This window comes from Pseudomonas sp. 8_5_2, assembly GCF_059295255.1.
The window spans coordinates 223500-244708 of the sequence record NZ_CM181238.1; the positions used below are offsets into that span (position 1 = coordinate 223500).

15 protein-coding genes are annotated in these 21209 nt (G+C 63.6%); 8 read left to right on the forward strand and 7 right to left on the reverse strand.

The window, feature by feature from the left end; all coding sequences use genetic code 11:
* Nucleotides 1-58: 58 nt before the first annotated feature.
* Complete coding sequence (locus AC5O5R_RS00930; protein WP_494514902.1) at nt 59-922, reverse strand: ABC transporter ATP-binding protein; 864 nt, start codon at nt 920-922, stop codon at nt 59-61.
* Complete coding sequence (locus AC5O5R_RS00935; RefSeq protein ID WP_256678480.1) at nt 919-2520, reverse strand: ABC transporter permease; 1602 nt, start codon at nt 2518-2520, stop codon at nt 919-921. Before AC5O5R_RS00935 ends, AC5O5R_RS00930 begins: the two co-directional genes overlap by 4 nt.
* A 297-nt stretch (nt 2521-2817) precedes the next feature.
* Here AC5O5R_RS00935 and AC5O5R_RS00940 point away from each other — a divergent pair, with 297 nt between their 5' ends.
* Together AC5O5R_RS00940 and AC5O5R_RS00945 are read left to right on the forward strand one after the other, a co-directional pair.
* Nucleotides 2818-3855: an ABC transporter substrate-binding protein gene (locus tag AC5O5R_RS00940; protein ID WP_494511926.1), complete on the forward strand. Its 1038-nt coding sequence runs from the start codon at nt 2818-2820 to the stop codon at nt 3853-3855.
* A 37-nt stretch (nt 3856-3892) separates the two neighbouring features.
* A complete protein-coding gene (locus AC5O5R_RS00945) occupies nt 3893-4798 on the forward strand; it encodes a TauD/TfdA dioxygenase family protein (protein WP_172225944.1) in 906 nt (301 codons plus the stop codon).
* Between the two features lie 289 nt (nt 4799-5087).
* Here the strand turns inward: AC5O5R_RS00945 and AC5O5R_RS00950 are convergent, their stop codons facing one another.
* Entirely contained in the window at nt 5088-6002 is a 915-nt protein-coding gene (locus tag AC5O5R_RS00950) for a LysR family transcriptional regulator (protein ID WP_172230811.1), read from the reverse strand.
* Between the two features lie 192 nt (nt 6003-6194).
* Here AC5O5R_RS00950 and AC5O5R_RS00955 point away from each other — a divergent pair, with 192 nt between their 5' ends.
* From AC5O5R_RS00955 to AC5O5R_RS00975, 5 genes are all read left to right on the forward strand, one after another.
* Nucleotides 6195-8531 carry a TonB-dependent receptor gene (locus tag AC5O5R_RS00955; RefSeq protein ID WP_494514903.1) on the forward strand — a complete coding sequence of 779 codons (2337 nt, stop codon included), beginning with the start codon at nt 6195-6197 and terminating at the stop codon, nt 8529-8531.
* A 17-nt stretch (nt 8532-8548) separates the two neighbouring features.
* The gene (locus tag AC5O5R_RS00960; protein WP_494514904.1) at nt 8549-10225 is read left to right on the forward strand and encodes an aryl-sulfate sulfotransferase; all 1677 of its coding nucleotides are present in this window, start codon (nt 8549-8551) and stop codon (nt 10223-10225) included.
* 338 nt (nt 10226-10563) lie between these two features.
* The gene (gene gabD, locus AC5O5R_RS00965) at nt 10564-12006 is read left to right on the forward strand and encodes an NADP-dependent succinate-semialdehyde dehydrogenase (RefSeq protein WP_172225001.1); all 1443 of its coding nucleotides are present in this window, start codon (nt 10564-10566) and stop codon (nt 12004-12006) included.
* A gap of 181 nt (nt 12007-12187) precedes the next feature.
* On the forward strand, nt 12188-13465 hold the full coding sequence (gabT, locus tag AC5O5R_RS00970) for a 4-aminobutyrate--2-oxoglutarate transaminase (RefSeq protein WP_172225005.1): 1278 nt from the start codon (nt 12188-12190) through the stop codon (nt 13463-13465).
* Between the two features lie 139 nt (nt 13466-13604).
* Nucleotides 13605-14864, forward strand: a complete 1260-nt coding sequence (locus AC5O5R_RS00975) for a response regulator (protein WP_172225008.1) — start codon at nt 13605-13607, stop codon at nt 14862-14864.
* A 128-nt stretch (nt 14865-14992) separates the two neighbouring features.
* On the opposite strand, the gene AC5O5R_RS00980 is transcribed toward AC5O5R_RS00975, so the two are convergent.
* Complete coding sequence (locus AC5O5R_RS00980; protein ID WP_172225011.1) at nt 14993-16021, reverse strand: GGDEF domain-containing protein; 1029 nt, start codon at nt 16019-16021, stop codon at nt 14993-14995.
* 100 nt (nt 16022-16121) lie between these two features.
* A complete protein-coding gene (gene desA, locus AC5O5R_RS00985; protein ID WP_172225014.1) occupies nt 16122-17306 on the reverse strand; it encodes a delta-9 fatty acid desaturase DesA in 1185 nt (394 codons plus the stop codon).
* A gap of 146 nt (nt 17307-17452) precedes the next feature.
* Here desA and dibA point away from each other — a divergent pair, with 146 nt between their 5' ends.
* On the forward strand, nt 17453-19348 hold the full coding sequence (dibA, locus tag AC5O5R_RS00990; protein WP_494514905.1) for a phosphodiesterase DibA: 1896 nt from the start codon (nt 17453-17455) through the stop codon (nt 19346-19348).
* A gap of 116 nt (nt 19349-19464) precedes the next feature.
* Here dibA and AC5O5R_RS00995 read toward each other — a convergent pair whose 3' ends face one another.
* Together AC5O5R_RS00995 and AC5O5R_RS01000 are read right to left on the reverse strand one after the other, a co-directional pair.
* Nucleotides 19465-20109 (reverse strand): methionine ABC transporter permease, encoded by a 645-nt coding sequence (locus AC5O5R_RS00995; RefSeq protein ID WP_079230410.1) that lies wholly within the window; start codon nt 20107-20109, stop codon nt 19465-19467.
* Nucleotides 20099-21208, reverse strand: coding sequence for a methionine ABC transporter ATP-binding protein (locus AC5O5R_RS01000; RefSeq protein WP_494514906.1), 1110 nt, complete (start codon nt 21206-21208; stop codon nt 20099-20101). Before AC5O5R_RS01000 ends, AC5O5R_RS00995 begins: the two co-directional genes overlap by 11 nt.
* Nucleotide 21209 lies beyond the last annotated feature (1 nt).

A 21209-nucleotide genomic window follows, 5' to 3' on the forward strand; every position in this document is an offset into this window, starting at 1 on the left:
CCATCTGTATCGGTGGCGTCCATCGCCTTGATCCGTAGCTGTTTTTACCCGTTGCAAGTCAAAGGGCGATCAGCTCCGGCCGCAGGCCTTCCACCCGACGCGCCGGCTGCGGAAGGTAGCCGCCGTCGCCGGTAATCTGGTGCAGCACTTTTTCGCGCAGGCCGTGCAGGGCAACGCCGGTGCGCAGGCGTGGGCGCGGCAGGTCGACTTCCACCACCGCCTTGATCCGCCCAGGGCGTGGCTCCAGCACCACCACCCGGTCGGCCAGGTAGGTGGCTTCTTCGGCGTCGTGGGTGACCAGCAGCGTGGTGATGCCAGCCCGGTCGCGAATGGCCAGCAGTTCATCCTGCAGTTGCTGGCGGGTCAGCGCATCCAGCGCGCCAAACGGCTCGTCGAGCAGCAGGATGCGCGGGCTGGCCACAAGGCCGCGGGCGATCGCCACGCGCTGGGCCATGCCGCCGGACAACTGGTGCGGGTAGGCCGACTCGAAGCCCGCCAGCCCCACCAGTTGCACGAACTCGTGCACCCGCCGGGCGCGCTCGCCCTGAGTGAGGGACTGGTTGGCCAGGCCCAGGGCAATGTTCTGCTCGACGCTCAGCCAGGGGAACAGGCGATGCTCCTGGAAGACGATGCCGCGTTCGCCACCAATGCCACTTACCGCACGGCCGTCGACGCGGATGTTGCCGCTGTAGTCGGTATCCAGCCCCACCAGCAGGCGCAGCAAGGTGGACTTGCCACAACCGGAAGCGCCGACGATGGCGATGAATTCGCCTTGGTTGATCGACAGGTTGAAGTTGCGGATCGCCTCGAGCGGTTGGCCGTCGACGCTGAACACTTTGCCAACCCCCTCGAAGCTGACCAGCGGCGGAGTGGTGTCGGGCTGATTGGCCGCGTGCAGATGCGAAGTATTGAAAGCGTTCATGCGGTTCTCCAGCGCGTGGCGCGCGATTCGAGGCGTTGTCCAAGGGTGCCGAGCAGGGCGCCGACCAGGCCGATCAGCAGCATGGCGGCCATTACCTGGTCCATGCGGAACAGTTGCTGGGCGCCGATCATCAGGCTGGCGATGCCACCGTCCGAGGGCATGAAGTATTCGGCGCCGATGGTGCCCAGCCAGGCGTAGATCAGCGACAGGCGCAGGCCGGCGAATATCGCCGGGGCCGCGCCGGGCAGCACCAGCAGGCGCAGGCGTTGCCACAAGTTCAGGCGCAAGGTGCTGGCGGCTTCGCCCAGTTGAGGCGAAAGGCTGGCGATACCGCGCTGGGTGGCAATCAGCAAGGGGAAGAACGCCGCCAGGCCGACGAACACATGCTTGGCGCCCTCGCCCAGGCCGAACCAGGCGGTGAGCAGCGGCACCCAGGCGAACAGTGCCACCTGGCGCAAGGCCGACAGGCTTGGCCCGAAGAAGCGTTCGGCAGGCTGCGACAGGCCGAGCAGCAAACCGGCCAGCAGCCCGGCGCCGCCGCCCAGCGCCAGGCCGGTCAGGGTGCGCTGCAGGCTTAGCAGCAACGCCTCTGGCAATGAACCATCGGCCAGGCCGACCAGCAGGGTGCGCAACACATCAAGCGGCGAGGCCAGGATGTTCGAGTCGACCCAACCTGAACTGCTGCTGGCCTGCCACACCGCCAGCAGCGCCAGTGGCAGCAACAGGCTTTGCCAGCCGCGTGGCAGCGGCCCGCGCTGTTGTTCGCCGGTAGCTGCTTGTGGCCAGAACAACAGGCGCTTTTCAACGACAGAAAAACCGCGCTCGAGCACCGCCCCGACCAGCCCGATCACCAGGATGCACAGCAGCACCAGGTCAAGCATGAACAGCTGCCGCCCCCACACCATCAGGTAGCCGATGCCCTCGCTGGAGGCCAGCAGCTCGACCGCCAGCAGCGACGTCCAGCCAGTGGCCAGGGCCAGGCGCACGCCGGTAAGGAAAGCGGGCAGGGCGGCCGGCAGCAATAGCCGCAGCAGCACCAGGTGGCGCGGCAGGCCCAGGGCAGCCGCCGCCTCACGCAGCTTGGGCTGGGCATCGCGCACGCCTACCAGCGTGTGCAAGGTGACCGGCACCACCACCGCCTTTACCAGTACCACTAGCTTGAGCAGCTCGCCGATGCCGAAGAACAGCATGAACAGCGGGATCCAGGCCAAGGTAGGAATCTGTGCCAGTGCCACGAAGGTTGGCAGCACTAGCGTCTGCGCCCGTCGCGAAGCGCCAAGCCAGACGCCCAGCAGCAACCCGCCGCCGATGCCGACCGCCAGCCCCCAGAACAACCTTTGCAGGCTTATCCACAGGTGCCCCCACAGCTCCCCGGAGCCAAATTCGACCGCGCTCTGCCATACCAGCGCTGGTGCCGGCAGGATCTGCTCGCTCATCCAGTGCTGACGGCTGGCCACCGCCCACAACAACGCAATCCCTATAGGCAAAACCCACGGCAGCAAACGCACACCGACCCTGTAGGAGCGGCCTTGCGTCGTGATAGGGCCGCGCAGCGTCCCCCGAAGCCACCGCCGATTCCTGCTGAGAACTCCATTCATGGGCCATCTCTCGAAGCGTTGTGAGTTTATTCGTTTATGGAATTAAAAAATCCGACAAGCGATCTTCAAGAGATAAGAGCACGCCCCCTCTGCATACGGAAGCCCTCACCCGTTGCGTTTTCCTCATATTTTCCATGCGTATTCCGCAAGCTTCGTCCAGGCCCGCATAGCGCCTGATTTATGCCTTCCAGTTACTAAAAAATGAGTTTTTGATCTTTGTAGGTTCTAACCAGACTTGCCTAGCTTCTGGCCATAGCGCCGGCCATCGCCGGTGGCAGCCTGACCAGGAGCCTTGCCATGAAAACCCCGTTGCGCCACCTGATAACCGCCCTTGGCCTGGCCTTCACCCTTAGCGTCCAAGCGGCGGAGCCGAGCAAGCCAGAGAGCATTCGCATTGCCGTGCCCGACCTCAGTGCTGGCAGCAAGCCCAGCGCTGGCGGTGTGGTGGATGTGCTGCGTGACCAACAACTGCTTGAGAAGGCGTTCGCCAAGGACGGCATCCGCATCGACTGGCATTTCTTCAAAGGTGCCGGGCCGGTGGTCAACGAGGCATTGGCCAACGGCCAGGCCGACTTCGCCTACCTCGGCGACCTGGCCGCAATCGTCGGCAAGGCCAATGGCCTGGACACCCGGGTGCTGTCGGCGGGGGTGCGTGGGGTGAAGAGCTACCTGGGCGTGGTGCCCGGCTCCGGCATCAAGACCCTGCATGACCTGAAGGGCAAGCGCGTTGCGGTTTTCCGCGGCACGGCCAACCAGCTGTCGTTTGCCAGCGCCCTGGCCAGCCAGGGGCTGAGCGAGCGTGAGCTGAAGGTGATCAACCTCGACTTCAACGCCGCTAACGCAGCGCTGGCCGCCAGGCAAGTCGACGCGACCTGGGGCTTGTCCAGCCTGCTGTCGCTGCGTGAGCGCGGGCTGGTGGAGCTGCCGGTGAACTCGCGTGACCTGGAAGGCGCTGGCAGTACCCAGGCCGTGCTGCTGGGCACTGGCGACTTCATCCGCAAGTACCCCGATCTGGTGCAGCGCCTGGTCAACGCCCAGGAGCAGGCCAGCGCCTGGCTGCGCGATGAACACAACCGCGAGGCCTACCTCGACCTGGTGGCCAGCAATGCCAACTGGCCGCGCAGCATCCTCAGCGATGACCTGGCCAGGGAAGACCTTGCCCACTACTTCGATCCACGCCTGGACGCCGCATTTGTCGGCCAGCTGCAGCAGGGTGTGGACCTGGCTGCCAAGGAACGCCTGATCCGCCGTGGCTTCCAGGTGGCGGACTGGATCGAACCGCGTTTCCTCGACGCCGCCCTGCAACACCAACAGGCCGTGCAGGCCGCCCGCTGACTCGAACAACCCGACAATGACCGCAAGGACCACCACCATGAGTAATGCCGCCCTGGCCACCGTGCCACAAACCCTCGCCCTGGACATTCACCCGGTTGCCGGCCGTATCGGCGCCGAGATCCGCGGGGTGCAGTTGTCTGCCGACCTTGATGCCGCCACCCTCGATGCCATCCAGGCCGCGCTGGTGACGCACAAGGTGATTTTCTTCCGTGGCCAGACCCACCTGGATGACCACAGCCAGGAAGCCTTCGCCAAGCTGCTCGGCGAGCCCGTCGCCCACCCCACCGTGCCGGTGGTGGATGGCACCAGCTACCTGCTGCAGCTCGATGGCGCCGAAGGCCAGCGGGCCAACTCCTGGCACACCGACGTGACCTTCGTCGATGCCTACCCCAAGGCCTCCATCCTGCGCAGCGTGGTAGCGCCGGCCGCTGGTGGCGACACCGTCTGGGCCAACACTGCGGCAGCTTATCAGGAGCTGCCCGAGCCGCTGCGCGAGCTGGCCGACAAGCTGTGGGCGGTGCACAGCAACGAGTACGACTACGCCAGCCTCAAGCCTGACGTGGACCCGACCAAGCTGGAGCGTTACCGCAAGGTGTTCACCTCCACCGTGTATGAGACCGAGCACCCGGTGGTACGTGTGCACCCGATCAGTGGCGAACGGGCGCTGCAGCTGGGGCATTTCGTGAAGCGCATCAAAGGCTATTCGCTGGCCGATTCGCAGCACTTGTTTGCGGTGTTGCAGGGGCATGTGACGCGGCTGGAAAACACCGTGCGCTGGCGCTGGCAGGCGGGGGATGTGGCGATCTGGGATAACCGTGCAACGCAGCATTATGCGGTGGACGATTACGGCACCCAGCCGCGGGTGGTGCGCCGGGTGACATTGGCGGGTGAGGTGCCGGTGGGGGTGGATGGGCAGTTGAGCCGAACGATCCGCAAAGGCTGAAGGAGCCGGGGCCGCGCTGCGGCCCATCGCCGGCAAGCCAGCTCCCACACCGACCGCGCCGGCTTCGAGCCATGTGCAGTCCCTGTGAGAGCTGGCTTGCCAGCGATTGGAAGGGGAGCCCTGCCCACAGGTACTGCACATGGCTTGAAGCCGGCGCGGTCGGTGTGGGAGCTGGCTTGCCGGCGATTGGAAGGGGAGCCCTGCCCACAGGTACTGCACATGGCTTGAAGCCGGTGCGGTCGGTGTGGGAGCTGGCTTGCCGGCGATTCGGGGGTGAAGCCCCAGCCTGCTACACCTCGGTATCGCAGGCAATCAGTTGCCTGACCAGCCCCTGAGCCAACGGCGACAGGCCATATCCCACCCGGCTTACTACCCCATAGCGGGTATAGAAGGATTCTTCCTGCTCTGGCACCAGGTCCGCCAGCTCCAGCGCCACCAGCCCTCCGTCCCGCTGATACGGCCGCAAGTTGGCATTGCAGGCAATGCCGATAGTGTCCGAATGCATCACCACATTCAGCAGCGCATACCCATGCTCGCACTCCACCGACGGCAGAAAGTCTTGCCGCCCGCTCAGGTCGCTGAGGATCTTGCGGATGTTCGGTGGGCGCAAGGTGGTGGCCAGCGGGTAGTCGAACACATCCCGTGCGCGCACTTCGGCCTGCTCGGTCAGCGGGTGGCCGGCACGGCAGCAGAAATGCCAGCGCTGCGGCGTCAGCTTGTGCACCTGGTAGTCCGGGTCGGACTCGAACTGGCGCGTGTCAGCGACGAAGAACTCGATCTCCTCGGCAACCAGCTTGCGGTTCAGTGCCTGCCAGTTATCGACCTGAAAACAGGTACGTGCCGCTGGGTATTGCGCCACGAAGCGGGCCACCGCCCGTGGTACCAGGCCACCGGCTGGCGCCGGCCCGCAACCGAAACGCACCAGCCCGTTGGTAGCGCCGTTGAACTGGTGGATCTCGTTGACCAGGTTATGCGCCCCATGCACCAGGCGCCGCGAATGCTCGAGCACCAGCAAGCCCTGGCGGGTGGGCGCCAGCTCCTTGCTGGCGCGGTCCACCAGGCGGCAGCCGATGTTGTGCTCCAAGGTCTGGATGCTGCGGCTGAAGGCCGATTGGGACAGGTTAACCGCGGCCGCCGCGGCAACGAAGCTGCGGTGTTCGACCAAGGCAATGTAGTGACGCAACTGACGCAGATCGATATGCATTTTCTACATTGAAACCTTCGGTCAAATGCAATTGCTGACAAGGATGAGTCCCCTTATAAAGGGACTTACTTATTCCACAAAATATGAATTACACATATTTATATCTCTTAAAAGAATATAAGCCCAACTGAATGCGATTCGGTTCCGCCAACGGAAATGCTCGCCAGGGCTCATGCCTCAAGGAGCATTTGCATGTCCGGACTTACCCGTTGGCCTGCGCGCGCGTCGCGTTTCACCTTGCAACCCTTGGCCGCTGGCGTGCTGCTGGCAGCATCATCGGGGAGCTACGCCGAAGAGCCGGTCAGCGCTGCACCTGCCGTAGAGCAGGAAGCCAGGCTTGGCACCGTCACAGTCAATGCCCGCCGCCGTGAAGAAACCGCGCAAAGCGTGCCCACGCCGATCAGTGTGCTGGACAGCGAAACCCTTGAAACCCAGCGCATCTACCGTGTGCAGGACCTACAGCAACTGGTGCCCAGTACCAACGTCGCCTACGTGCATGCCCGTCAGTCGAGCATCTCGATCCGTGGCCTGGGCAACAACCCCGCCAGCGACGGCCTGGAAGGCAGCGTCGGCATCTATCTGGACAACGTCTACCTCGGCCGCCCCGGCATGGCGGTATTCGACCTGCTGGACGTGGAGCAGCTGGAAGTGCTGCGCGGTCCACAGGGCACATTGTTCGGCAAGAACACCACTGCCGGCGTGCTGAACATCACCACGCGCAAGCCCACCTTCCACCGCGAGGGCAGCATCCAGCAGTCGATTGGCGAAGACGGTTACCTGCAGACCCAGGGCAGCTTTTCGGGGCCCATCAGCGACACGTTGGCCGGGCGCATCAGCGCCTACCGCAGCGAAGACGACGGCTATGTGAAGAACATCCACAACGGTGACGACCTGAACGGTGGCAAGCGCCAGGGTTTTCGTACCCAGCTGCTGTTCAAACCCAGCGAAACCTTCAACCTGCGCTGGATCGGTGAATACAACGAAGAAGACTCCAACAACGGCATCCTCAGCCTGTACAGCACTGGCCCCACCATCAATGGCGTGAACCGCTACGAGAGCCTGGCCGCCCAGGCGGGCGCGACGCTGGTGTCGGGCAAGGAGCGCAAGGTCAATTTCGACGCCGACCAACAGGTAACGGTGTTTCAGGGCGGTACCTCGGTGGAGGCCAACTGGACCCTGCCAAATGATTTCACCCTGACTTCGATCACTGCCTACCGCTGGTGGGACTTTACCCCGCGCAACGACGACGGCCTGAACGTACCGGTGTTCTACAGCGCCGGAGTCTCGGTACGCGACAAACAGTACTCACAAGAAATCCGCCTGGCTTCGCCCACTGGTAGCGTCTTCGACTACGTGCTGGGTGCGTACTACTTCAAGCAGGACCTGGACAACAAGTCCTTTACTTATTACGGGCCGCAGGCGGATATCTGGAATGTGACCCCGGCCGGCGCCCTGGCCAATGTCGATACCATCGGCAATGGCCACATCGATACCGACAGCTACGCGCTGTTCGCCCAGGGTACCTGGCACATCACCGACCGCCTGGATTTCACCGCTGGCATTCGCGGTACCTATGAAGAAAAAAGAGCCTGGGTGACACGCGATTCGCCGGTCGGTGGTACGGCAGTGACCGGCGCCGCTGCCACGGCACGTCAGGCCAGGGTCGGGGCCTACGACTCGGGTGACCTCAACCAGTACAGCTTCAGCCCCTCGGGCCTGCTGGGCATGAGCTACCGCTTCAACGAACAGTTGCTGGGCTATGCCACGCTTACCCACGGCGAAAAATCTGGCGGCATCAACCTTACTGTCGGCGCCGCGCCACGTTTGGGCACCGACTCGCTGCTGGTCGGCACCGAGCGGGTCAACAACGCCGAAGTGGGCTTGAAGAGCGCGCTGTTCGACAACCGCCTGCAGCTCAACACCAACCTGTTCTGGGCCGAGGTACATGGCTACCAGGCCAACGTCTACGACCAGATCAACCGCGTGCAGTATCTGGCCAACGCCGGCAGCGTTCGCTCGCGAGGCCTGGAGTTCGAAGCCACGGCGCTGCCGGTACGCGGCCTGACGGTCAACGTCAATGGCTCGTGGAACGACGTGCGCTACACCGAATACAAGGACGCGCCATGCCCGGCCGAGGTGAGCCTGGCCAATGCCACCGCCACCTGCGACTTGTCCGGTCATCAGGTGGTCGGTGCCTCCAAGTACATCGCCAACCTCAACACCCAGTACAAGTGGCGGGCGACCGACCACGTCGAGCCCTACGTCACCGCCAGCTACGCCTTCCGCTCGAAAGCGGTCGGCACCATCGACGATTCCGATTTCGGCCAGATCCCCAGTTACGCGTTGGTCAACCTCTCCGCCGGTGTGCGCCTGGACCAGGGCGACGGCGTGGTCGACCTGTCGCTGTGGGTGAAAAACGCCGGCGATAAAACCTACTTCACCAGCCTGTGGAACTCGGCCAACGGTGGTTATGCCGGCGTGCTCGGCACCCCGCGCACCGTTGGTGCCACTGCCCGTTACGACTTCTGAGCACAAGGAACTATGCCATGAATGCCAAGACCGAAACCCCTGCATTGCCTGAAGGCGCCTGCCTGACCGCCAGGGTCCCCGAGCGTGACCAGGCACTGCTCGGCGATGTTGTGGTCAACCCTTACCGGCTGGCGCCGCTGACGGCCATCATTCGCGACGGTGGGCGTGCGCTGAGTGCTGCACACGTGCGTGTACTGGGGCGTGGCGAGCGCGGCGTGGACATTGTCTACGAGGTGTCTGACCGCTCGTTGTGGACCTACGGTGGCATCCCGGTATTCGGCTTGTATCCGGATCATGTCAACCAGGTGGAAGTGACCTACAAACTCGACGGCGAGCGCATTCGCGAGCAGTACCAGATCTACGCACCGGCCGTGCGCTTGCCGGTGGTGGCCAGGCAGACCGCCGCATTGCCGCACGTGGAGCCGGTCAAGGTAACGCCAGGCTTCGAAAACCGCCTGTACCTGTTCAACCACCTGCAGGGTGACATCCCCGGCGGGCGGGCCTTCAAGTGGAACGGCCTGGGCGGCGCGGCGGAATGGGACCAGGTAGGTAACAACTGGATTGCCGACAGCAATGGGGATGTGCGCTGGTACCTGGATATCGAGCAGATCCACGACTCCAACCGCCGCGACGGCCTGGGCGGCACCATGGGCTTCCAGCAGACCCGCGACGGCAAGCTGATCTGGGGCCAGGGCCAGACGTATTCCAAGTACGACCTGCTGGGCCGGCGTATCTGGCAGCGCAGTCTGCCCGACAAGTTCGCCGACTTTTCCCATGAAATCCGCGAGACCGCCAATGGCACCTATCTGCTACGGGTGGGCACCAGCGACTATCGCCGGCCCGACGGCAAGCGTGTGCGTTCGATTCGCGACCACATCATCGAGGTCAACGAGGCGGGGGATGTGTTGGACTTCTGGGACCTGAACCAGATTCTCGACCCTTACCGCGGTGATCTGCTGGAGACCCTGGGCAAGGCGGCGATCCAGTTGCCGGACGGGGTGCAGAAGCAGGCCGAACGGCTGGCCAACGAACTTGCCGAGGGCGACCAGCCCTTTGGCGACACCCCGGGGGTGGGCACCGGGCGTAACTGGGCACATGTCAATGCCATCGATTACGACGCAGATGACGACAGCATCATCGTTTCAGCACGTCACCAGGGCGTGGTGAAGATTGGTCGCGACAAGCAGGTAAAGTGGATCCTGGCCTCGCCACAGGGCTGGCCTGAGCGTCTGCGCCAAAAGGTCCTTACGCCGGTGGCAAGCGAGGGCTTTGACTGGTCGTGGACCCAGCACACCGCCTGGCTGACGGGCAAGGGCACGTTGACCGTGTTTGACAATGGCTGGGGCCGTGACTTCACCCCGACCAAGCTGACCGGTAATTACAGCCGTGCGGTCGAGTACCGCATCGATGAGGACAAGGGCACGGTCGAGCAGCTGTGGGAGTACGGCAAGGAGCGCGGCGACGAGTGGTACAGCCCGGTGACCTCGGTGGTGGCGTACAGGCCCGAGACCGACACCCAGTTCATCTACTCGGCTTCGGTGAATTTCCTGACCCCCGAGAAGCTGACCACTACCGTGCTCAACGAAGTGCGGCGCGGGACCCAGGAGGTGCTGGTGGAGCTGAAGGTGCACAGCCGGCAGCCAGGCTCTGTTGGTTACCGTGCACTGGTGATCGATCTGGCCAAGGCGTTCTGAGCCATCCCCTCCGGGAGGGCCGTCGGTCCTCCTTTCACATTTCTTTCAGTTCATTCGTCTAACCTGTACCGGCCCAATCGCCGGCTGCCAGCTCCCACAGGGACCCCACTAATTCCAGCACCTGTGCAGTCCCTGTGGGAGCTGGCTTGCCGGCGATTGGGCCGGCTGCCACAACACAAAAATGTGAAATTTCCGCCCGGCTGTTCAACCATTTGTTCTTTTTTTCGAACAGCCTATTGTCCAACACCCCAGCAGCCGCTTAGCATTCGTTTGAGATTTCAAACGCTCGATGCCCTGCCTTGGGCGCTTTTCAACAATCAACAATTCGGGAAGCCGACATGCAGCTCAAAGACGCTCAGTTGTTCCGCCAGCAAGCCTATATCAATGGTGAGTGGCTGGATGCGGACAATGGCCAGACCATCAAGGTGACCAACCCGGCCACCGGCGAAGTCATCGGCACCGTGCCGAAGATGGGCACCGCGGAAACCCGCCGCGCCATCGAAGCCGCCGACAAGGCCCTGCCGGCCTGGCGTGCCCTGACCGCCAAGGAGCGTTCGACCAAGCTGCGTCGCTGGTTCGAACTGATGATCGAGAACCAGGACGACCTGGCTCGCCTGATGACCACCGAGCAAGGCAAGCCGCTGGCTGAAGCCAAGGGCGAAATCGCCTACGCCGCCTCGTTCATCGAGTGGTTCGCCGAAGAAGCCAAGCGCGTCTACGGCGACACCATCCCGGGTCACCAGCCAGACAAGCGCCTGATCGTCATCAAGCAGCCAATCGGCGTTACCGCGGCCATCACCCCGTGGAACTTCCCGGCCGCCATGATCACCCGTAAAGCCGGCCCGGCCCTGGCCGCTGGCTGCACCATGGTGCTCAAGCCTGCCTCGCAGACCCCGTACTCCGCCCTGGCCCTGGTTGAACTGGCCCACCGTGCCGGCATCCCGGCTGGCGTGCTGAGCGTGGTTACCGGCAGCGCCGGCGAAGTTGGCGGCGAGCTGACCGGCAACTCCCTGGTGCGCAAGCTGTCCTTCACCGGCTCGACCGAAATCGGTCGCCAGCTGATGCAGGAATGCGCCAAGGACATCAAGAAGGTTTCCCTGGAGCTGGGTGGCAACGCCCCGTTCATCGTGTTCGACGACGCCGACCTGGACAAGGCGGTCGAGGGCGCGATCATCTCCAAGTACCGTAACAACGGCCAGACCTGCGTCTGCGCCAACCGTATCTACGTGCAGGACGGCGTTTACGACGCGTTCGCCCAGAAGCTGGCCGCTGCCGTTGCCAAGCTGAAGATCGGTAACGGCCTGGAAGACGGCACCACCACTGGCCCGCTGATCGACGGCAAGGCTGTCGCCAAGGTTCAGGAACACATCGAAGATGCCGTTTCCAAAGGCGCCAAGGTGCTGTCCGGTGGCAAGCTGATCGAAGGCAACTTCTTCGAGCCGACCATCCTGGTCGACGTACCGAAGACCGCTGCCGTCGCCAAGGAAGAGACCTTCGGCCCACTGGCGCCACTGTTCCGCTTCCAGGACGAAGCCGAAGTCATCGCCATGTCCAACGACACCGAGTTCGGCCTGGCTTCGTACTTCTACGCCCGCGACATGAGCCGTGTGTTCCGTGTTGCCGAAGCCCTGGAATACGGCATGGTGGGTATCAACACCGGCCTGATTTCCAACGAAGTTGCACCGTTCGGTGGCATCAAGGCTTCGGGCCTGGGTCGCGAAGGTTCCAAGTACGGTATCGAGGACTACCTCGAAATCAAATACCTGTGCATCAGCGTCTGATAGCACGGTAAAGGCTTTACCTCTGCCAGCGGGGCGCGAGAGCGACGTCTCGCTGGCCTTTTTTACATGTGGTACCTGGTGGCCAGGGCGTTTGCGGCAGTCGATCAACGAATACTGTTCGCCAGCACACCCAGCCACCCCCGAATAAAAGCGCCATTCCTGTCGGCGCAATGAGGGCATTATGAGCAAGACCAACGAATCCTTGATGCAACGTCGTGTAGCCGCCGTCCCACGTGGCGTCGGCCAGATCCACCCGATCTTCGTCGACACCGCGAAGAACTCGACCGTGATCGACGTTGAAGGCCGCGAACTGATCGACTTCGCCGGCGGCATCGCAGTACTGAACACCGGCCACCTGCACCCGAAAGTGGTCGCGGCCGTTCAAGAGCAGCTGACCAAGGTCAGCCACACCTGCTTCCAGGTGCTGGCCTACGAACCCTACGTAGAGCTGTGCGAAAAGATCAACAAGCTGGTACCAGGCGACTTCGACAAGAAGACCCTGCTGGTCACCACCGGCTCCGAAGCCGTTGAAAACGCCGTGAAGATCGCCCGTGCCGCCACTGGCCGCGCTGGTGTAATCGCCTTCACCGGCGCGTACCACGGCCGCACCATGATGACCCTGGGCCTGACCGGCAAGGTCGTGCCGTACTCCGCTGGCATGGGCCTGATGCCAGGCGGCGTGTTCCGCGCGCTGTTCCCGAACGAGCTGCACGGTGTGAGCGTTGACGAAGCCATCGCTTCGGTCGAGCGTATCTTCAAGAACGACGCCGAGCCTAAAGACATCGCCGCAATCATCCTCGAGCCAGTACAAGGCGAAGGCGGCTTCCTGCCAGCGCCGAAAGAGCTGATGAAGCGCCTGCGCGCCCTGTGCGACCAGCACGGCATTCTGCTGATCGCCGACGAAGTACAGACTGGCGCTGGCCGTACCGGCACCTTCTTCGCCATGGAGCAGATGGGCGTCGCGCCTGACCTGACCACCTTCGCCAAATCCATCGCTGGCGGCTTCCCGCTGGCCGGTGTCTGCGGCAAGGCCGAGTACATGGACGCCATCGCTCCGGGCGGCCTGGGCGGTACCTACGCCGGTTCGCCGATCGCTTGCGCTGCGGCCCTGGCCGTGATCGAAGTGTTCGAAGAAGAGAAACTGCTGGACCGCAGCAAGGCTGTAGGTGAGCGCCTGACCACCGGCCTGCGCGAAATCCAGAAGAAGCACCCGATCATCGGCGACGTCCGTGGCATGGGTTCGATGATTGCCGTCGAAGTGTTCGAGAAAGGCACTCACACCCCTGACGCTGCTGCTGTTGGCCAGGTTGTGGCCAAGGCACGTGACAAGGGTCTGATCCTGCTGTCCTGCGGCACCTACGGCAACGTCCTGCGTATCCTGGTCCCGCTGACCGCCGAAGACGCACTGCTGGACAAAGGCCTGGCCATCATCGAAGAGTGCTTCGCTGAACTCGCCTGATGTGACACGCTTCTGAAAAAACCCGCCTCGGCGGGTTTTTTTTATGCCCAGAAAAGCCTAGGGGCGCTATGGTTGTCGGAGGACTGGCTTAGGAAGCTGCGAAGGATTGTGTGTCAGGGCTATTCAGGAGTAGTTGGCGATGAACGCTGCAGACCCCACCCCGCCCAGCGTGCTGATTGTCGAGGGCGACCCCTGGGTACGTGACATGCTACGGGAGATGCTGCTCAGCGTGCGTTGCGACGCCCGCCTGCAGGTATGCGCCGACGGCTCGCAGGCGCTGACCGCCTTGTCCAGCAAACCTGACCTGATCATTGCTGCTCGCGAGCTGGCTGGCGTCGATGGCCTCGATCTGCTGCGCAAGGTGCGCGCAAAAGGGCCGGGGTTGCCGTTCATCCTCATGAGCAACCGCAGCGACAGCGCCAGCGTGCGCGAAGCACTGCCCCTGCACCCGACCGCCTACCTGAGCAAGCCGCTGAACCTGGACACCCTGCGCAAGCGCCTGGAAGAGCTGCTGGTGGCCGTTGGCGAGGAGATCCTCTGCCCGGTGCCAGCCTTGCAGGAAGGTGCCAGCCTGCCGGCCTACCTTGAGCAGCGCCGAGCTACCGCTGATGGCGGGCCGCTGCTGGCCGACGTGCAGGTGGCGATCAAGCGCGCCCTCAACCCTCAGGGGTTGAACCTGAAGGTGCTCGAAGAGGAAGTGCGCAGCGACCCTCAGGTGACTGCCGTGTTGATTGCAGCAGCAAACAGCGCAGCATTGCACCGCGACGCACCTGTGCAGACGTTGCTGCAGGCGCTGAACAAGCTGGGCACCACCCAGAGCATGAACCTGATCCTGGGCATGACCCTCAAGCGCAGCGCACGCCTCAGCGACCCGCTGCTGGCGCAGCATGCGGCGCATTACTGGAACCTTTCCCTGCACACGGCCGAATATGGCCGCACCTTGGCGCGCCTGCTCGAGCTGGACGAAGGGCGTTGTTATTGCGCGGGCTTGCTGCATTGCCTGGGCGACCTGGCGGTGCTGCGCTGCCTGCAGGAATGGCAGCTGGCCGGCGGCGAGCTGGACCAGGACAAGGTCCAGCTGTCACTTAATGAATTCGGTGCTGCATTCGGCTCGGCGCTGCGTACCCGCTGGCGTTTGCCGCTGGCACTGCGCGAGTTGATCGCGGCGATCTACCAGCTGGGCGGGGGTGTGTATTCGCGGGAAATCCTGGCCATGAACCTGGCTGGGCAGTTGTCCCGGTTACCGGCTGAGCAGGGGTTGGAGAAGGTGGCCGGCGGCAAGACGGCGCGTTTGCTCAAGTTGGGTTTGCCGGAGCTGAGCCGGTTGCGCAAGGTGGAAAGTCCTGAAACCAAGCCGCAGGAAGAGCCGCCGATGGCTGAGGCCGAAGTGTCGGGCTGATGTTGGGGCCGCTTTGCGGCCCATCGCCGGCAAGCCAGCTCCCACCTCGACCGTATTGACCTTACGCCCTCGGCAGTACATGTGGGAGCTGGCTTGCCGGCGATGGGGGGCAAAGCACCCCCAGGTTCTCAGCCGCGGACGATCTGGTTCTTGCCCTGCCGCTTGGCCTGGTACATCGCCGCATCGGCCCGGGCATACAAGCTGTCCAGTGTCACGTCTTCATCGGTCAGCCCGGTCAGCCCCTGGCTCACTGTTACCCCGTAGGTCTGCTCCCCATGGCTGAAACTCAAACGCTGAATCTGCCGCTGCAGGCGCTCTGCAATCTGTTCGGCTACCTCGGCACTGCAACCCGGGAAAACCGCCGCAAATTCTTCGCCACCAATACGCCCGAACAGGTCGCCACGGCGTAGCACGGCCTTGCCGCTGTCGGCGATCTGCTGCAACACCTGGTCGCCTTCCTGGTGGCCATAGCTGTCGTTGATGCGCTTGAAGTCGTCGATGTCCAGTAGCAGGAAGGCCAGCGGGGTACCGTCTTCACGGGCGCTGTCGAAGGCCTGCTGGGCGCATTCGAAGAAGTGCCGACGGTTGCTGCTCTGGGTCAGCACGTCGGTGGTGGCCAGGCGCTGCAGTTCGCCCTCAAGCTGCTTTTTCTCGGTGATATCTTCGGCGATGCCGACAATGATCACCCGGTCGCCATCGTGCTGCTGGTTGATGTAGCACTTGTCGCTCAGCCAGCGCACCTGGCCGTCAGCGTTGATGATGCGGTATTCGCGGTCTTCCACCGCGCCCTTGAGCAGCACCTGGGCCAGGCTGCGCTCGGCGAACTCCAGGTCGTCGGGGTAGATGCTGTCGCGCCACTCGTTGAAGTCGGCCATTACCAGGCTGGTCGGGCGGCCGAAGATGCGTTCGTAGGCGGGGCTCACGTACAACACCTGGCGGGTTTCCCAGTCGAAGGCCCAGAGCACCGCGTTGACGCTATCGAGCAGCGAGCTGAACAGCTGCTCGCGTTCGCTCAGGCGGGCAACCTCGCCTTGGGCATGCAGCAGCGCAAGCAGCGTCTGGGCGGCTTCGGGAGGCGGTGTCCCGGTTAGCGTCGTTGGAATGTTCTTGGCCATGTGCACAAAGCAGGTCTCGACAGGAAAGCGTGCGGCCAGCATCCGGCCCGCCACGCGGGCGATGTGCCGTTTTTGAGTAGAGACGAAGGGGTGAAGTTCCGGTCGGCACGCCCCGCCAGCTGGGCGTACCGATCAACGGCGGTCAGGCGCTGGTAGGGCGCAACGAGTAGGTCTTGAGTTGTGCCGCGAAGTCGCGCAGGGCATGGATACCGCTGGTTTCGGCTTCGTGTACCCAGTCCTTCATGGCCGCCAGCATGTCGTGGCCGTTGGCGCTGGTGCGCGCCCAGATCTGCTGCAGGGCCAGGCGTTTTTCGTAGATGGTCTTCAGCGCCTGGCTGTGGGCCAACAACGACTCGATGCGCACGTGGTGGCGGTCTTCCAGCAGGCTGGTCTCACGCGACAGCAGGCGCTTGGCCCGGCGGAAGTGGTGACTCACCGAGGCATCGACCCGTGCCAGCTCCTGCTTGACCAGCGGGCCGATCACCAGCTTGCGGTACTGGGCCATGATCTGGAAACGGTTGTTGAGGATGGCCATGGCGGTGTCCATGTCCAGGCTGGCCTTGCCGGCAACCCGGTGGGCAATGGGGGCCACGCGCTGCACCTTGGCCAGGCGCAGCAGGCAGAACAGGCGGATCCACGCCCAGCCCATATCGAACTCCCAGCGCTTGACCGACAGCTTGGCCGAGTTGGGGTAGGTGTGGTGGTTGTTGTGCAGCTCTTCGCCACCAATGACGATGCCCCACGGCACCAGGTTGGTGGCGGCGTCGCGGCATTCGAAGTTGCGGTAGCCGACGGCGTGGCCCAGGCCGTTGACCACGCCGGCGGCCCAGAACGGTATCCACATCATCTGCACCGCCCAGATGGTGATGCCGATGGTGCCGAACAGCAGCAGGTCGATCACCGCCATCAGCACGATGCCGCCCAGCTTGTAACGCGAGTAGAGGTTGCGCTCGATCCAGTCATCCGGGCAGTTCTTGCCGTAGATGCGCAGGGTTTCGGGGTTGCGCGCCTCTTCACGGTACAGCTCGGCGCCTTTGCGCAGCACTGTGCCCAGGCCCTTGTACACCGGGCTGTGCGGGTCGTCGGGCGTCTCGCATTTGGCGTGGTGCTTGCGGTGGACGGCGGTCCACTCGCGGGTGTTCTGCGCCGTGGTCAGCCACAGCCAGAAGCGGAAGAAGTGCTTGAGCGCGCCGTTGAGCTCCAGCGCCCGGTGCGCGGAGTAGCGGTGCAGGTAGACCGTGACGCAGACAATGGTCACATGGGTCATCAACAAGGTGATGCCGACCAGTTGCCAGGCCGACAAGTCGAGCAGGCCGTTGTACCACATAGGTGTAAAAACCCTCGGAATGCAGGAGGAGGGGCTGATTATCCCTTGGTGGGGAAATAAAACCAGTCACCCCTTCAGATAGGAAGTCACGACATGTTTCAGCCTTTATAATGCCCCATCCTTGGTCATGGCCTACCCCACCCGACATGTCTGTTTCCGTTCGCGACGCCTTGCGCATGGCTGCGCTGTATGTGGTGCTCTCGATCCTCTGGCTGGCCCTGGCCGAGGTGATGCTGCACAGCATGACTGATGACCCCCTGGCCTTGACCGTGGGGCGACAGATCAATGTGGTGGTCTGGGTGCTGCTCAGTGCCGTACTGATTTACGTGTCACGTGTGCGCCTGCTCAATTTCATTGGTGCGGGCGCACGCTTGCGTTGCGAAGACCGTGAACGGCTGCGCATGGCTGCCGCGGTGTTCGACAGCACGCTGGAAGGCGTGCTGGTGACCGACCGCCAAGGCCTTATTGTGCACGTCAACCGAGCCTTCATGCGTATCACCGGCTATCAGCAGGACGAAGTCATCGGCCAGCGGCCGAGCAAGTTCAAGTCCGGCCGCCACGGCCTGGCGTTTTACCAGCAGATCTTCGCCACCCTGGCCGAAAAGGGCGAGTGGAGCGGCGAAATCTGGAACCGGCGCAAAAGCGGCGAAATCTACCCGCAGTGGCAAACCATCTGTGCCATCCGCGATGACGAGGGTGAGGTCAGCCATTACGTGGCGGTGTTCAGCGACATCAGCGCGATCAAGCATTCGGAGCAGGAACTGGCCTATCTGGCCCATCACGACCCGCTGACCGGGCTGCCCAACCGGCTGCTGTTCACTGACCGGCTGGAGCAGGCGCTGGCGGCGGCGCAGGCCAACAAGCGCGGCTGTGCCCTGTTGTTGCTCGACCTCGACCACTTCCAGAGCATCAACGACGGCCTGGGCCACACCATCGGCGACCAGCTGCTGAAGCTGGTGGGCGAGCGCCTGGTGCAAGTGCTGGGTACGGGCGTGACCCTGGCCCGCCTGGGCGGTGACGAATTCGGCGTACTGGCCGAAAACTGCCAGCAGGTTGGCCAGGCGGGCAAGCTGGCGCAGTGCATCATCGAACGCATGCGCGAGCCGTTTCTGTTCGACGGTCATCGCCTGTTTATCAGTGTCAGTGCCGGTATCGGCCTGTTCCCCAGCGACGCGTTGAGTGCCGGGCAATTGCTGCGTAACGCCGACTCGGCGTTGTACAAGGCCAAGAGCAACGGGCGCGCGTGTTATGCGCTGTACACCGAGGAGCTGACCGCCCACGCCCAGCACCGGGTCGAGACGGCCGGCGAGCTGCGTCGGGCATTGGAGCAGGACGAGCTGCGGGTGTTCTTCCAGCCTGTGCATGACCTGGCGACGGGCAGCAAGGTCGGGGTCGAGGCGCTGGTGCGCTGGCAGCACCCTCAGCGCGGCCTGGTGCCACCGGGGGAGTTCATCCCGATTGCCGAGCGCACCGGGCTGATAGCCGAGATTGACACCTGGGTGCTGCGCCAGGCGTGCTGGCAGATGGTGCAATGGCAGGCCGAGGGCCGGCAGTTGGCATTTGTGGCAGTGAATATCTCCAGCCGCCTGTTTGGCCAGCACGATTTGTACCGGCAGGTGGCCGAGGTGTTGCACGACACCGGTCTGGCCCCTGCTTTGCTGGAGCTGGAGGTGACCGAGAGCGCGGTGATGGATGACCCGGAAGTGGCGCTTGAGCAGCTGCATCGGTTGCGTGAGCTGGGGGTGACCTTGGCCATTGATGATTTTGGTACGGGCTATTCGTCGTTGCTGCGGCTCAAGCGCTTGCCGGTGCAAAAGCTGAAGATCGACCAGGGCTTTGTTGCCGGGTTGCCGCTGGATGAGGATGACATCGCGATCGTGCGGGTCATCATCGCCCTGGCCCGCAGCATGGGCATGCAGGTGCATGCCGAAGGGATCGAGCAGGCGGAGCAGGCCGGTTTCCTGCTGCAGGAGCAGTGTCAGCTGGGCCAAGGGTACTGGTTCGGGCGGCCGGTACCGGCTGCGGATCTGCGCTGGGATTGAAATTGCCGGGGCCGCTTTGCGGCCCTTTCGCGACACAAGGCCGCTCCTACAGGGATACGCGGTCGCCTGTAGGAGCGGCCTTGTGTCGCGAAAGGGCTGCAAAGCAGCCCCTGCATTCAACGCTTGTTCAAGCCTTTCGCCAAGCGGTCCCCGCCCAGTTGGATCAACGCCACCAATGCCACTAACATGGCAATCACCGTCAGCATGATCTGGCTGTCGAAACGCTGGTAACCATACCGGTAGGCAATATCCCCCAAGCCGCCGGCTCCGATGGCTCCGGCCATGGCCGAGGAGTTGATCAGGGTCACCAGGGTAATGGTGAAGCCGCCAACAATTCCCGGCAGCGCCTCGGGCAACAGCACGTGCCAGACGATGTGCCAGCGCCGGCAGCCCATGGCCTGTGCGGCTTCCACCAAACCATGGTCGACTTCGCGCAGGCTGACCTCGGCAATGCGCGCGAAGAACGGCGTTGCCGCGATGGTCAACGGCACCACCGCCGCCCACACGCCATAAGTGGTACCCACCACCAGCCGGGTAAAGGGGATCAGCGCGACCATCAGGATCAGGAACGGTATCGAGCGGAACAGGTTGACGAACGCGCCCAGCACCCGGTTCAGCAGGGGCGCCTCGAAGATGCCACCTTTGTCGCTGGTGACCAGCAACACCGCCATCGGCACCCCCACCAGCAGCGCGACAAGCGATGACACACCTACCATCAGCAGGGTATCGAGCAAACCTTCGAGCAGGCGATCAAACCACATGGCCCAGTACCTCCACGTCCTCGGCCCAGCGGCGGGCGCGCTCCAGTAATTGATACGTGTCATGCGGCGAGTGCTGTACCGACAGAATCAGCTGCCCCAAGGCATGCTCGCCAATGGTTTCCACACCACCCTGCAACAGGCGCACACGGCCACCCAGCTCGTTGAACAGGGCAGACAGCTCGGGCTCGCCGAGCAGGGTCAGCTTCAGTACCACGGCACTGCCGCCGCTCGCCGGGCTGGCCCGCAAACTGGCTTGCAACGCCGCAGGCAAACGGGGCTGCAAGGGTGCCAGGAGGGTGCGGGTGACCTCGTGACGCGGGGCGCCGAACACCCGCCAGACTTCACCTTGCTCGACCACTTGGCCACGTTCGAGCACCACAACTCGGTGGCAGATATCGCGGATCACTGCCATTTCGTGGGTGATCAGCACGATGGTCAGGCCCAGGCGTTGGTTGATGTCGCGCAGCAGCTCAAGGATCGAGGCGGTGGTTTCCGGGTCCAGCGCCGAGGTGGCTTCGTCGCACAGCAGGATTTCGGGGTCGTGCACCAGCGCCCGGGCGATGCCCACGCGCTGTTTCTGCCCGCCGGAAAGCTGCGCCGGGTACATGTGGTGCTTGTCCTGCAGGCCGACCAGTTGCAGCAGGTCGGCCACCTTGCGCTGGCGCTCGGCCTTGGCCACGCCGGCCACCTTCAAGGGCAGCTCGACGTTCTGCCACACGGTCTTGGCCGACATCAGGTTGAAGTGCTGGAAGATCATGCCGATGCGCCGGCGCAGCGCCACCAGGAGGTCCTCGTCGAAGGGTGCGATGTCCACCTGGTCGATCAGCACCCGGCCCTGGCTGGGTTGCTCCAGGCGATTGATGGTGCGCAGCAACGACGACTTGCCGGCGCCGCTGCGGCCGATGATGCCGAAGATCTCGCCATGGCGGATGTTCAGGTCGATGCCGTGCAAGGCCGGTTGCGCTTGGCCTGGGTAGGTTTTGCCCAGGCCGATGAAGCGCACATGGGCCTGATTGACCTCCGGGCGCAGGGCCTGCTCCCTGGCCGTTGGCGGCAGTGGTTGTACGGTGGGCGCCCTGAGCGCGCTGGCCTGGCTCATG